Annotated in this window: 9 protein-coding genes, 1 tRNA gene and 1 riboswitch; of the genes, 7 read left to right on the forward strand and 3 right to left on the reverse strand. The window is 72.8% G+C overall.

Features of this window, described 5'->3' with window-relative positions; all coding sequences use genetic code 11:
- Positions 1–153: 153 nt before the first annotated feature.
- Positions 154–228 (reverse strand) — tRNA-Cys (locus BLU95_RS24620).
- 273 nt (positions 229–501) lie between these two features.
- Positions 502–566: riboswitch (guanidine-III (ykkC-III) riboswitch) on the forward strand.
- Positions 567–611: 45 nt separating this feature from the next.
- Between BLU95_RS24620 and BLU95_RS24625 the strand changes: the two genes are divergently transcribed.
- The gene (locus BLU95_RS24625) at positions 612–926 is read left to right on the forward strand and encodes a DMT family transporter (protein ID WP_093861910.1); all 315 of its coding nucleotides are present in this window, start codon (positions 612–614) and stop codon (positions 924–926) included.
- A gap of 139 nt (positions 927–1065) precedes the next feature.
- Positions 1066–2505 carry an MFS transporter gene (locus BLU95_RS24630; RefSeq protein WP_093861911.1) on the forward strand — a complete coding sequence of 480 codons (1440 nt, stop codon included), beginning with the start codon at positions 1066–1068 and terminating at the stop codon, positions 2503–2505.
- A gap of 38 nt (positions 2506–2543) precedes the next feature.
- Here BLU95_RS24630 and BLU95_RS24635 read toward each other — a convergent pair whose 3' ends face one another.
- Positions 2544–3788 carry a polysaccharide deacetylase family protein gene (locus tag BLU95_RS24635; protein ID WP_093861912.1) on the reverse strand — a complete coding sequence of 415 codons (1245 nt, stop codon included), beginning with the start codon at positions 3786–3788 and terminating at the stop codon, positions 2544–2546.
- A gap of 432 nt (positions 3789–4220) precedes the next feature.
- Here BLU95_RS24635 and BLU95_RS24640 point away from each other — a divergent pair, with 432 nt between their 5' ends.
- Genes BLU95_RS24640 through BLU95_RS24650 form a run of 3 tightly spaced genes read left to right on the forward strand, consistent with a single transcriptional unit; the run spans position 4221 to position 8838 of the window.
- Positions 4221–4865: a class F sortase gene (locus tag BLU95_RS24640; RefSeq protein ID WP_231977761.1), complete on the forward strand. Its 645-nt coding sequence runs from the start codon at positions 4221–4223 to the stop codon at positions 4863–4865.
- Positions 4862–6190, forward strand: coding sequence for an alpha/beta hydrolase (locus tag BLU95_RS24645; RefSeq protein ID WP_093861914.1), 1329 nt, complete (start codon positions 4862–4864; stop codon positions 6188–6190). The genes BLU95_RS24640 and BLU95_RS24645 overlap by 4 nt, the downstream gene beginning before the upstream one ends.
- On the forward strand, positions 6187–8838 hold the full coding sequence (locus BLU95_RS24650) for a rhomboid family intramembrane serine protease (protein ID WP_093861915.1): 2652 nt from the start codon (positions 6187–6189) through the stop codon (positions 8836–8838). The genes BLU95_RS24645 and BLU95_RS24650 overlap by 4 nt, the downstream gene beginning before the upstream one ends.
- A gap of 88 nt (positions 8839–8926) precedes the next feature.
- Here the strand turns inward: BLU95_RS24650 and BLU95_RS44325 are convergent, their stop codons facing one another.
- Complete coding sequence (locus BLU95_RS44325) at positions 8927–9361, reverse strand: SsgA family sporulation/cell division regulator (RefSeq protein ID WP_231977762.1); 435 nt, start codon at positions 9359–9361, stop codon at positions 8927–8929.
- 324 nt (positions 9362–9685) lie between these two features.
- Between BLU95_RS44325 and BLU95_RS24660 the strand changes: the two genes are divergently transcribed.
- Complete coding sequence (locus BLU95_RS24660) at positions 9686–11518, forward strand: DEAD/DEAH box helicase (RefSeq protein WP_093861917.1); 1833 nt, start codon at positions 9686–9688, stop codon at positions 11516–11518.
- Between the two features lie 493 nt (positions 11519–12011).
- Positions 12012–12662 carry an IclR family transcriptional regulator gene (locus tag BLU95_RS24665; protein WP_030308168.1) on the forward strand — a complete coding sequence of 217 codons (651 nt, stop codon included), beginning with the start codon at positions 12012–12014 and terminating at the stop codon, positions 12660–12662.
- Positions 12663–12680 lie beyond the last annotated feature (18 nt).

The raw sequence follows: 12680 nt of genomic DNA on the forward strand, positions 1-12680 counted from the left end.
GGCGACGCGAAATCCCGCGAATCCCGCGACGGAAAAGCACGACGACGGGAAAGCGCGCGAGGGGGAAGCACGCGAGGGGAAAGCGCGGCGACGGGAAAGCACGACGAATTGCCGGGCGGCCCTTTTCGGGGCCGGACCGGCAATTCGTCTTCGTGGAGGCCATGACGGGAATCGAACCCGTGTACACCGCTTTGCAGGCGGTTCCCTGATCCACTCGGGCACACGGCCGTGGGGTGGGGCTTGGGTGGGGCGGGAGCGGTGGTGCGGCTGGAACTGCGGGTGCGCTCAGGCGCAGCGGCAGCAGCGACAGGCGCGACAACAGCGGGGAGCGGTGGTGCAGGTGCGGGGCGCGAGGGCCGCCGTCCTCCTGTCCATGTCCGACTCCTTGTCGTCGTTCGCCGTGTTGGTGAATTCAGTCTGGCGGAACGGCGCGCGGAGCGTCAATATCCCTTTGTAAATTCTGTGTGGCGGGATTCCCGGCCGGGTGTGCTACGGTCGGGAACAGGTGGTCCTCGCGGCCGCCCCGGACGAGCGCGTCGTACCCGGTCACGACAAGACGGCGCAGTGACAGCGGCAACCGTGCCGCTGCCGACTGCGGAGGTACGACCGTCATGGCTTGGCTCGTTCTGATCATTTCCGGTGTCCTGGAGACGGTGTGGGCGGTGGCCCTGGAGTCTTCCAAGGGCTTCTCCCGCCTGGTCCCGACCGTGGTGTTCGGGGTGGCGCTGGCGCTCTCGATGGGCGGCCTGGCGTACGCGATGCGCTCGATCCCGATCGGCACCGGCTACGCGGTCTGGGTCGGCATCGGCGCGGTGGGTACGGCGCTCTACGGCATGACCGTGCTCGGTGACGCGGCGACCCTGGCCCGGATCGGCTGCCTGCTCCTGATCGTCTCCGGCGTGGTGGGCCTGAAGGTGCTGCACTGAGCTGCCCGAACGGGCCGGGTCGCGCTGTCCCGGAGGTCCCGCGCCGCTCTCTCGTCCTCCGGTCCTAGGGCCGGAGGTGGAGGCGGTTCCCGACCACGGTCAGGGGCCATCGGGCCAGATGCGCCTTACGATCATACGTATGACCACAGCCTCCCCCGTGTCGGCCGACACCGCCTCCGTTCCGATATCGACCGACCCCGGCGGAGGGGTCATGGGCGACCGCTTCCGGGCGCTGACCCTGGGCATCGTCTCGGTGGTCCTGGTGATCGCCTTCGAGGCGACGGCCGTCAACACCGCGATGCCGGTCGCCGCCCGTGAGCTCGACGGGCTCGGGCTGTACGCCTTCGCCTTCTCCGGCTACTTCACCACCACCCTGTTCGCGCTGGTCGTCTCCGGCCAGTGGTGCGACCGCAGCGGGCCGCTGCAGCCGCTGTTCACCGGCATCGCGGTGTTCGGCGCCGGCCTGCTGGTGGCCGGCGCGGCGCCCGGGATGTGGATCTTCGTGGGCGGCCGGGCGATCCAGGGCCTCGGCGGCGGTCTGGTGATCGTCGCGCTCTACGTGGTGGTCGGCCGGGCCTACCCCGAACGGCTGCGGCCCTCGGTCTTCGCGGCCTTCTCCTCGGCCTGGGTGCTGCCCTCGATCATCGGCCCGGTGGTCTCCGGGGCGGTCACCCAGCACCTCGGCTGGCGCTGGGTGTTCCTCGCCGTGCCGGTGCTGATCCTGCTGCCGCTCGTGGTGATGGGCCCGGCGCTGCGCCGCTCGGAGAAGGCGCAGCCGGTGCTCCGGGGCGGTGGGTTCGACCGCCGCCGTACCGGGCTGGCCGCGATGGCCGCGCTGGGCGCGGGCCTGCTGCAGTACGCGGGCCAGCGGCGCGACCTGCCCGGGCTGCTGCCGGCCGTCACGGGTGCGGCCCTGCTGGTCCCGGCGGTGCTGGGGCTGCTGCCGGCCGGGACGCTGCGGGCCGGGCGCGGACTGCCGACGGTGATCCTGCTGCGCGGGGTCGCGGCCGGGGCCTTCTTCGCGGCCGAGGCGTTCATCCCGCTGATGATGGTGACCGAGCGCGGGCTGTCGCCGACGCTGGCGGGTCTCACCCTGACCAGTGGCGGCCTGTCCTGGGCGCTCGGCTCCTGGATCCAGGGCCGGCCGGGGGCGGAGCGCCACCGGGCGCTGATGATCCGCGGCGGGTTCGTGCTGACCGCGGTCGCCATCGCGGGCGCGGCGCTGGTGCTCGTCCCGGCCGTGCCGGCCTGGGTGGCGGCGGTGGCCTGGGGTGTCGGTGGCATCGGCATGGGCCTGGCGGTGGCGAGCATCAGCGTGCTGATGATGAAGCTGTCCACGCCCGAGGACGCCGGGGCCAACTCGGCCTCGCTCCAGGTGAGCGACGCGCTGGGCAATGTGCTGCTGGTGGGGCTGGCCGGAGTGCTGTTCGCGGCGCTGGGCGGCGGCTCGGTGGCCGCCGCCCACGACGGCGCCGCGGGCACCGGGACGACCGGGGCCTTCACGGTGATCTTCCTGGCCATGACCGGGGTGGCGCTGCTCGGCGCCCTGGTCTCCGGCCGGGTCCGCAAGGCCGCCTGAGCCGGAGAAAAGCGCTCCGGAGGCGAGCGGGCGAAGACTCAGAAGGTCTCCCAGCCCCCGGCCGGTGCCTGGCCGGGGGCGAGGCCCTGCAGCTTGCGGAGCAGCGCCGGGTCCTGGGCGTCCAGCCAGTCGACCAGCTGGCGGAAGGACACCATCCGCACCTCGGGCCGTCCGGCGATCGCCTTGATCACCTCTTCGACGGCGTTCATGTAGATGCCGCCGTTCCACTCCTCGAAGTGGTTGCCGATGACGAACGGGGCGCGGTTGGTGGTGTAGGCGCGCTCGAAGCCCATCAGGTAGGACTCCCGGGCCTGGGTCTGGAAGCCGGGGTGGAGCGCCGGGTCCGCCTTGGTGTTGCTGCCGCACTGGTTGAACATGATGTTGTAGTCCATCGACAGCACCTGGAAGGTGTGACCGGGGAAGGGGATGGACTGCAGCGGGAGGTCCCAGAGCGCGCCGCCCTGCATCTTCTGCGGCCACACCTGGGTCCCGTTGCCGCTGCTGTCGTAGCGCCAGCCGCGCCGGACGGCGGTGGGCAGCAGGTTGCGCTGGCCCTCCAGGCAGGGGGTGCGGCTGCCGATCAGTTCCTTGCGGTAGTCGAAGGGCAGCGCCGGCAGGTCGGTGAAGCCGGTGTTGGTCCGCCAGTTCATGACGAAGCCCATCGCCTGCTCGATCTCGCTGTCCCACTCCTCGGCGGACCACTGGCCGACACCGTTGGGGCCGCAGAAGTGGCCGTTGAAGTGGGTGCCGATCTCGTGCCCCTCCATCCAGGCGGCGTGCAGGTTCTCCAGGGTGTCGTGGATGTGCTGGTCGCTGAGGTAGCCGATGTCGGAGGCGCCGACCTTGTGCTGCGGCGGGCGGTAGAGGTCCTTCTTCCCCTCGGGCAGCAGGTAGGAGCCGCTGAGGAAGAAGGTCATGGACGCGTTGTGCTCCCGGGCGAGCCGGCGGAAGCGGGCGAACAGGCCGTTGTCGAGCTCGGCGGCGCCGTCCCAGGAGAAGACGACGAACTGGGGCGGACGCTGGCCGGGCCGCAGCGGTTCGAGGGTGGGCTGGTTCGGCTGCGGGCCGGTGTCCGAGGTGGAGCCGTCGCCGATCAGGGTGACCGGGGGCTTGGCGGCCTCGGTCGGGGTGCCGGCGTGGTCCTCGGCCGGGGTGGCCGGGACCGGGGCCGGAGTGGTCGCCTGTCCGCCGTCGGGGTCGGTCCGGCTCGCGCAGCCCGCGGCGAGGCTGGCGGCGCCGGCGGCACCCGCGGCCAGCAGGGTGCGGCGGGAGAGGGCGTCCATGGTCACTCCGTTCGTGGGGCGTGCGCGGGGGCGGGGCACGGCAGGCGCGCGACCGTCCGCCGGACCGGGGTCCGGTGGGACAAGTGCGGTGATAGGCCTGTGAACGGGGTCAGCATGGCATGTGATCGGAAGCGGTCAGTGCTTCACCACGAACGGTCGGAACTCATCGCCCGAAGGATGCAACCGGGATGACGTTCCTGAGTGTCAGATGAAGAGATTGTCGCGACATCGGGCGTCCGCCAGGTGACCGGAGCGTGGCGTCACGGTGACGCTTCACTCGCTCGGACCATGTCGGGCCACCCGGGCCCTGCCGAACGGGGGGAGCGAGTACGACCATCGTATGGATGTGGCATAAGGTCCGATCCGGTTGCATTGTTCTCAGACATCTCCCAGAAACCGGCAACCGTACGACGTCAGCAGAGGGGAGCGCCGGTGGGCGCCCAGCAGAGCAGGAGCCCGTGGCCGGGTACCCTGGCGGTCGGCGCCGCGCTCGTGCTGGGTGCGTGGCTGCTGACCGACGGCGGTCACGTCGTGCTCCCCCCGGCCCCCGGCAGCGGGCAGGCCCTCACCGGCTTCGCGCCGGTCTCCGTGGTGCCGCCGCTCGGGCCCTCCCGGCCGACCAGGATCCGGATCCCGGCCGTGCGGCTCGACGCCCCGGTCACCGGCCTCGGCCTCGACCGGGACGGCCACCTCCAGACCCCTCCCGAGGAGGACCGGAACCTCGCCGGCTGGTACCGGGACGGTGCCGCCCCCGGCCAGCGGGGCACGGCGATCATCGCCGGCCACGTCGACAACCACAGCGGGCCCGCCGTCTTCTACGACCTGGGCGCGCTGCACCGCGGGGACCGGATCGAGATCCTCCGCGAGGACGGCCGCACCGCGGTCTACCAGCTCTACGCCATCGAAGTGCACGACCGAAAGGACTTCCCGGACGACCGGGTGTACCGCCAGGCCGCCGACGCCCAGCTGCGGGTGATCACCTGCGGCGGGGGCTACAGCGAGGAGCGGGGCTACGACGGCAACGTCGTCGCCTACGGCTTCCTGGCCGACACCAGGCGTTCGGGGACGAACGTATGACCACCGTCTCTCTCGCCCTGAGCTGGAACCCGATCGACTGGCCGCTGACCCGCGGCCCGATCCCGCGCGCCGTCCTGCTGGCCGGCTGGGGTTCGCTGCTGTTCCTCGCCTGCTGGTCCCGCACCCGCGGGTGGTGGCGCCTCCGGCTGCCCGCGGCCCTGGTCACGGCGGCGGCGCTCAGCCTGCTGCTCGACACCGCCGTCGACGACTGGTGGCACCCCTTCCCCGAGGGGACCCCGCACTACGTCACCTGGTGGATCGCGGTCGGTCTGCTCGGGCTCTCCCTGGTCGCCTTCCGGATGCGCGGCAGCACGCTGCGCCGCCGGCTGCTGGCGGTCGGTGCCGGGGCCCTGGTGCTGCTGATGGCCTCCTCCCAGGTGAACCGGGGCTTCGACCAGTACCCGACCGGCCGGGTGATGCTCGCGCCGTGGCTGGAGAAGACCCAGGAGCTGACCACCGGGAAGGCCGCCGCCACCATCGGCCGGCCGCCCGGCAAGGTGCTGGAGGAGGTCTGGCAGCCGCCGGCCGACCTCCCGGCGAAGGGCACCGTCTCGTCCGTCGCGGTTCCGGGCACCAAGTCCGGCTTCGAGTCCCGCGACGGGTACGTGTACCTGCCGCCGGCCTACCAGGCCAACCCCAGGCCGCTGCTGCCGGTGGTCGTGCTCCTGGCCGGCCAGCCGGGCACTCCGGGCGACTGGGTGTTCGGCGGCCAGATCGCCGACTCCCTCGACGCCTTCGCGGCCGAGCACCACGGGCTGGCCCCGATCGTGGTCATGGTCGACCAGCTGGGCTCGACCTGGAACAACACGCTCTGCCTCGATTCCAAGATCGCCAAGGTCCAGACCTTCCTGGCCGAGGACGTGCCGGCCTGGGTGCACGCCAACCTCCAGACGGCCGAGGGCCGCAAGAACTGGGTGATCGCCGGTGCCTCGATGGGTGGCACCTGCGCGCTCCAGCTCGCCGTCAACGCGCCCGAGGTCTACGGCTCGTTCCTCGACATGTCCGGTCAGGACGAGCCCACCCTCGGCACCCGTGAGGAGACCGTCCAGGCGGCCTACGACGGCGACGCGGCGAAGTTCGCCGCTGTCGACCCGCTCCAGGTGATGGCGCGGAAGAAGTTCCCGGACACCGCGGGGGCCATCGTGGTCGGCCGCGACGACGACGAGTTCCGGCCGCAGCAGGAGAAGGTGTACCGCGCGGTCGTGGAGGCGGGAATGCAGGCCAAGTTCGACCTCATGCCCGGCGGGCACGGCTGGATCATCTTCCGGCCCGGCATCGCCGACCAGCTGCCCTGGCTGGCACAGCAGACCGGGATGATCCGGTGACCCTGCTCGGCGCCTCCCCGGGAGTCGCCGCCGAGCAGGAGCAGAGCCGCGGCGGTGGAGCGTCGCGCCTGCTCGTGCCCCGGCCCTTCCGCACCGGGTCCGGATCCAACCGCGCCGACGCCGCGCCCGCCGACTCCGGCGGTCCCGACAGCGGCGCCCCGGGCCCCGGCGCGCCCGCGCCGAGGCCCCGGCAGCGGGCCGTCCGCGCGGCCGCGGGTCTCGTCACCCGGCTGGCCGCCCGGCTCGGCGAGGCCCCGCTCACCCTGGTGCTGCTGGTCGGCCTGTGGGCCGTCGGCGCCGCCACCGGCAGCCTCACCCGGGGGCCGTCGGACGCCCTGCTGGAGCACGTCGGCATCGGGCGGCCGACCCTCCACGCGGGCCGCTGGTGGACGCCGCTCACCTCGCTGTTCTGGTGCTCCGGCATCGGCGCCTACGTCTTCACCAGCCTGCTGCTGCTCCTGGTCGGCCCGGCCGCCGAGCGCCGCCTCGGCCGGCTGCGCACCGTCGGGGTGCTGGTCGCCGGCCAGCTGGTCGGCGTCATGGCCGGGACCGTCGTGGTCGCGGTCGGTGCCCGGCTCGGCGAGCAGTGGACCGTCTCCATAGCCGGCCAGACCGCCGTCGGCCCCGGCGTCGGTCTGTTCGCGCTGGCCGGCGTGCTCGGATACCGGCTCACCGTGCTCTGGCGCCGCCGGCTGCACCTGCTGGTGCTGCTGGTGCCGCTGGTGATGGCGCTGTACGTGGGACACCTGCAGAGCGTGCAGCGGTTCAGCGGGGCGCTGGTCGGTCTGGCCGCCGGCGCACTGCTGTTCCGCCGCCGCCCGCACCTGCGCTCGCACCGCTCCTCCCACACCGAGACCCGGGTGCTGGTCGCGCTCTGCCTGGTCGCCGCGGCGCTCGGCCCGATGATCGCCTCGCTGTACGACAACGCGGCCGGCCCGTTCAACACCTTCTCGGAGATCTACCTCTCGCACCGGCTCACCCCGGACGAGGTCGCCGACTTCTGCTCGGTCTCGGCCCACGACTGCGCCCGCGCGCACGCCGTGCAGCGGATCTTCGACACCCCGGCCCGGCTGATGGCCACGCTCTTCCCGGCCCTGCTGCTGGTGCTCGCCGAGGGCCTGCGCCGCGGCCTGCGGTTCGCCTGGCGGATCACCGTCGCCACCGAGCTGCTCTGGACCGTGATGCTGGTCGTCCTGTTCGTGGAGACCAGCACCGGCTCGAGCGACGTCCTCCAGTACTTCGTCGAGGCGCTGCTGCTGCCGATGGTCACCGTCGGCCTGCTGCTGGCCACCCGCAAGCGCTTCACACTGCGGCTGCCGCGCCCGGTGCTCGTCCGGCTGTTCGCCGTGGTCGGCGGGGCGCTGGCCGTCGCCTCCGCCGCCTACACCGGGCTGGGCGTCCTGGCCGCCGGGCAGTTCGAGCCGGGCGCGACCTTCCGCGGCCTGGTCCACGGGCTGCCGGCGCAGTTCCTGCCGCCCGCCTACAACGACCTGCTGCCGGACTACCCGATCGCGGTCGGCAGGTTCGCCCGCGCCCTGGAGACCTACTGCGGGCTCGGCTTCTGGGCGGTCGCGCTGGCCGCGCTGCTGCTGACCTTCCGCCGGCCGGTGGTCCAGGTCGCCGCCGAGGACGCCGCCCGGGCCCGGGCGCTGCTCACCGAGCACGGCGGCGGCACGCTGTCCTTCATCACCACCTGGGACGGCAACCACTACTGGTTCGACGAGGAGGGCCGGGCCGCCGTCGCCTACCGGGTGCTGAACACCGTGGCGCTGACCACCGGCGACCCCTTCGGCGACCCGGCGGCCCGGGACCGCGCGGTGGCCGGCTTCGCCCGGTACTGCGACGCCCGGGGCTGGACGCCGTGCTTCTACAGCGTCACCCCGCAGACCCGGGCCGCGGCCGGGGAGCTCGGCTGGCGCTCGCTCCAGGTCGCCGAGGACACCGTCGTCGCCCTGCCAGACCTCGCCTTCACCGGCCGCAAGTGGCAGGACATCAGGACCGCGCTCAACAAGGCCGGCAAGCAGGGCATCACCGCCGAGTGGTGGTCGTACCACGAGGCCCCGCTGGCGCTGAAGGAGCAGATCCGGGCCATCTCCGAGGAGTGGGTCTCCGAGAAGGGCCTGCCCGAGATGGGCTTCACCCTCGGTGGTCTCGAGGAGCTGGACGACCCGGCGGTGCGGCTGCTGATCGCGATCGACGAGGACCGCAGCGTGCACGGCCTGACCAGCTGGATGCCGGTCTACGAGGACGGCGAGCCGGTCGGCTGGACGCTGGACTTCATGCGGCGGCGCTCGGACGGCTTCCGCGGCGTCACCGAGTTCCTGATCGCCTCGGCCGCGCTGGGCTTCAAGCAGGAGGGCGCGCGGTTCCTCTCGCTCTCCGGCGCGCCGCTGGCCCGCTCGGAGAAGGAGCCGCCCACCGGGCTGCAGAAGACCCTGGACTGGCTGGGCCGGGTGCTGGAGCCGGTGTACGGCTTCCGCTCGCTGCTCGCCTTCAAGGCGAAGTTCCAGCCGGAGTACCGGCCGATGTACATGGCGTACCCGGACCCGGCGGCGCTGCCCAGCATCACCCGGGCGATCGGCAAGGCGTACCTGCCGCACCTCACGCCGACGCAGGGTGTGCGGCTGATGCGCAAGCTGTCCTCCTAGCCGGACGCCCGTGCACACGGACGCCGGTCGTCCCGGACCTCGGTCCGGGACGACCGGCGTCCGTGTGCCCGCGGCCGGGCCGCCCCGGTCAGCCGAGCAGCTGGGCGAGGGCGCGGTCGGCGTCCAGGTACAGGTGCTCCTCGCCCTCGGGCACCAGCAGGTGGCTGCGCCACAGGAAGCGCCGCAGGTCGGCGGCGTCGAACCGGACCAGTGCGGCGCCCTCGGGCGCGCGCAGCTCGACCAGGGTGCTCCGGCCGGGCCCGGGCCGCACCTGCACGTCGCCGACGCCGGAGGGCAGCTCGAGGCCGCCCGCGAGCAGCCGGCGGGCGAAGACCCAGACGATGTCGCCGCTGTCCGGCCCCGCCGCCGCGGTGGGTTCGTCGAGGGAGAACTCACCGGGGAAGGCCATCCGGACCGCGAGCGGGTCGTCCGTCCGGTAGGTCAGGGCGACCCGCAGCCGGGCGGACCGGTGCGCGGACAGGATCAGTCGGGCCTGGACGGTCTCTTCGGCGGTGGCGTGCACGGCGGTTCCCTTCGCTGGTGAGGCCGTGGCGGGCGGTGGAGGGTGGAGCGGCCTCACCCGGAGAGAGACGGCGGGAGGGGTTCCGCTTACGCGGGTTTCCCGGAATTCCGCTGTGATCCACCTCACATCGATTTCCGGCCGCGCCCACCCCGGGCAGGGCGGACACCGGTCCGGTCCGGCCTCGCCGTGGCCGCCCGAACGGCGCCGGGACCGGTACGCTGGGTGGGTTGTCCGAACGCCGTCCGACCGTGGATCGAGGCCGCGAAACCGCCTCTGACCTGCGATGATCCCCCCTCGGAGACCGTGAGTACTGCCGCCGCCCCGATGCCGCTCTTCTCCGACGCGAACGAGTCGCACGCGCCCGTCCGGGCCGTCGGCCATGCCGCGCCGACCAGTTCGCACCAGCTCTCCCCGGCCTTCCCCGGCCGTGCCCCCTGGGGCACCGCGGGCAAGCTCCGGGCCTGGCAGCAGGGGGCGCTGGACAAGTACATCGAGAAGCAGCCGCGAGACTTCCTCGCCGTCGCGACCCCGGGCGCCGGTAAGACCACCTTCGCGCTGACGCTGGCCTCGTACCTGCTCCACAACCACCTGGTGCAGCAGATCACCGTGGTCGCGCCGACCGAGCACCTGAAGAAGCAGTGGGCCGAGGCCGCCGCCCGGATAGGCATCAAGCTGGACCCCGGCTACTCCTCCGGGCCGCTCTCCCGGGAGTACCACGGCATCGTGGTCACCTACGCGGGCGTCGGCGTGAACCCGATGCTGCACCGCAACCGCACCGAGGCCCGCAAGACGCTGGTCGTCATGGACGAGATCCACCACGCCGGTGACTCGAAGTCCTGGGGCGAGGCGTGTTTCGAGGCCTTCGAGCCGGCCGCCCGGCGCCTCGCGCTGACCGGGACGCCGTTCCGCTCGGACACCAACCCGATCCCCTTCGTCCAGTACGAGGCCGGGAGTGACGGCATCCGCAAGTCGGTCGCCGACTACACCTACGGCTACGGGCACGCGCTCGCCGACCACGTCGTCCGTCCGGTGATCTTCCTGTCCTACAGCGGAAACATGCGCTGGCGCACCAAGTCCGGCGACGAGCTCGAGGCCCGGCTCGGCGAGCCGATGACCAAGGACCTGATCGCCCAGGCCTGGCGCACCGCGCTCTCCCCGCAGGGCGAGTGGATCCCCTCCGTGCTGCAGGCGGCCGACCGCCGGCTCACCGAGGTCCGCAAGGCGATCCCCGACGCCGGCGGCCTGGTGATCGCCACCGACCAGAACGTGGCCCGCGCCTACGCCAAGATGCTGCGCGAGATCAGCGGCGAGAAGGTCACCCTGGTGCTCTCCGACGAGACCGAGGCCTCGCAGCGGATCTCCGACTACGCGGCCGGGACCTCGCGCTGGATGGTCGCGGTCCGCATGGTGTCCGAGGGCGTCGACGTGCCCCGGCTGTGCGTCGGCGTCTACGCCACCTCGATCTCCACGCCGCTGTTCTTCGCCCAGGCCGTCGGCCGCTTCGTGCGCGCCCGCAAGCGCGGCGAGACCGCCTCCGTCTTCCTGCCGACCGTCCCGATGCTGCTGGGCTTCGCCAACGAGATGGAGCTCCAGCGCGACCATGTGCTGGACCGGCCGAAGAAGGAGGGCGAGGGCCTCTTCGACGAGGAGGACCGGCTGCTCGCCGAGGCCGAGCGGGCCAACGACGGCCCGGACGGCGCGGGCGGCGACGAGTTCTCCTACGAGGCGCTGGGCTCCGAGGCGGTCTTCGACCGGGTGCTGTACAACGCCATGGAGTTCGGGATGCAGGCGCACCCGGGCAGCGAGGAGGAGGAGGACTACCTCGGCATCCCGGGCCTGCTGGAGCCGGACCAGGTGCAGATGCTGCTGCAGAAGCGTCAGCACCGGCAGATCCAGCGGAGCAAGGGCAAGCCGGCCGAGGAGGCCGATCTGCTGGAGCTGCCGGCCGAGCAGCGGCCGGTGGTGACCCATCAGGAGCTGCGGGAGCTGCGCAAGGAGCTGAACGCGCTGGTGGCCGCCTGGCACCACCGCACCGACCAGCCGCACGGTACGGTCCACAACGAGCTGCGGCGGCAGTGCGGCGGTCCGCTGACCGCGCAGGCCACCGCCAATCAGCTGAAGGCGCGGATCGCCAAGATCCGGGAGTGGGCGAAGTAACGATCCGTCGGATCGGCCGGGTCGCTCGGAGGGTGTCGGGGCGGGGCGGTCGGACCCGCCGTTCCGGGGGTGGTCCGGGGGTGGGGCGGACGGCGCTCCGGGGGGCGCTCCGGGTTGTTCCCGGCCGCTCCGGGGCCCGTTCCCGGCCGGTCGTCCGGCCCCTCCGATCCCGGGCGTCTGTCCGGACTTCGGACTGTGCTCGAACTTGCGCCCGGTCGGGCCGGGTGGAATGCGGACCTTTGTCCGCTTCTGTCCGGTCAGGGCGAATTGATCTTGACCGAATTTTGGACAAACACTTCCGCCGCCGCATTTCCTTCACTACCTTTCCCCCACGCTCTCCCGCCGGGCAACCCCCGCGGGACGGGCATCGCAGGGCCCCAGGACGTCAAGGACGACACACCGCGGCCCTGGCGCGGCCACCCCCCTGCGCGCGACCACCGAGTCCCGGACCGGCCAGCCGATCCGCGACCGCCGCGGAAAGGAATTGCGCGTCGTGACTGCAGAGACCTCCCAGACCCTGGACCGGGGAGTCCGGGTCCTCAAGCTCCTGGCCGACTCGGAGCGCGGGCTCACCGTGACCGAACTGGCGGCCCGCCTCGCCGTCAACCGGACGGTCGTCTACCGGCTGCTGGCCACCCTGGAACAGCACGGGCTGGTCCGCCGGGACATCGGCGGCCGGGCCCGGGTGGGCCTGGGCGTGCTCCGGCTCGCCCACCGGGTCCACCCGCTGCTGCGCGAGGCGGCGCTGCCCGCGTTGCGCAGCCTCGCCGAGGACCTCGGGGCCACCGCCCATCTGACCCTGGTGGACGGCAACGAGGCGCTCGCGGTGGCCGTCGTCGAACCCAGCTGGACCGACTTCCACGTCGCCTACCGGACCGGGCTGCGCCACCCGCTCGGCGAGAGCGCGGCGGGCCGGGCGATCCTGGAGGCCCGGACCTTCCCCAGCCAGCGCCGGCCGGAGCAGGGCTTCGTCATCACCCGGGCGGAGGAGCAGTCCGGCGCGTCCGGCGCGGCCGCCGCGCTGCTCGGCCTGAGCGGCATCGAGGGCAGCGTCGGCGTGGTGATGCTGAACGGACTGGTCCCGGAGCGGGTCGGCCCCCGCGTGGTGGAGGCCGCCACCGAGGTGGCCGACGCGTTGCGCTGACCGCCCCGGTCCGCCGGG

This window comes from Streptomyces sp. TLI_053 (genome assembly GCF_900105395.1).
Classification (GTDB): Bacteria; Actinomycetota; Actinomycetes; order Streptomycetales; family Streptomycetaceae; genus Kitasatospora.

What these genes read in the sequence shown, in the direction of transcription:
- BLU95_RS24635 (WP_093861912.1), bottom strand. Translation starts at nt 3,788, where the DNA reads ATGGACGCCCTCTCCCGCCGCACCCTGCTGGCCGCGGGTGCCGCCGGC.
- BLU95_RS24625 (WP_093861910.1), top strand. Translation starts at nt 612, where the DNA reads ATGGCTTGGCTCGTTCTGATCATTTCCGGTGTCCTGGAGACGGTGTGG.
- BLU95_RS24645 (WP_093861914.1), top strand. Translation starts at nt 4,862, where the DNA reads ATGACCACCGTCTCTCTCGCCCTGAGCTGGAACCCGATCGACTGGCCG.
- BLU95_RS24630 (WP_093861911.1), top strand. Translation starts at nt 1,066, where the DNA reads ATGACCACAGCCTCCCCCGTGTCGGCCGACACCGCCTCCGTTCCGATA.
- BLU95_RS24660 (WP_093861917.1), top strand. Translation starts at nt 9,686, where the DNA reads ATGCCGCTCTTCTCCGACGCGAACGAGTCGCACGCGCCCGTCCGGGCC.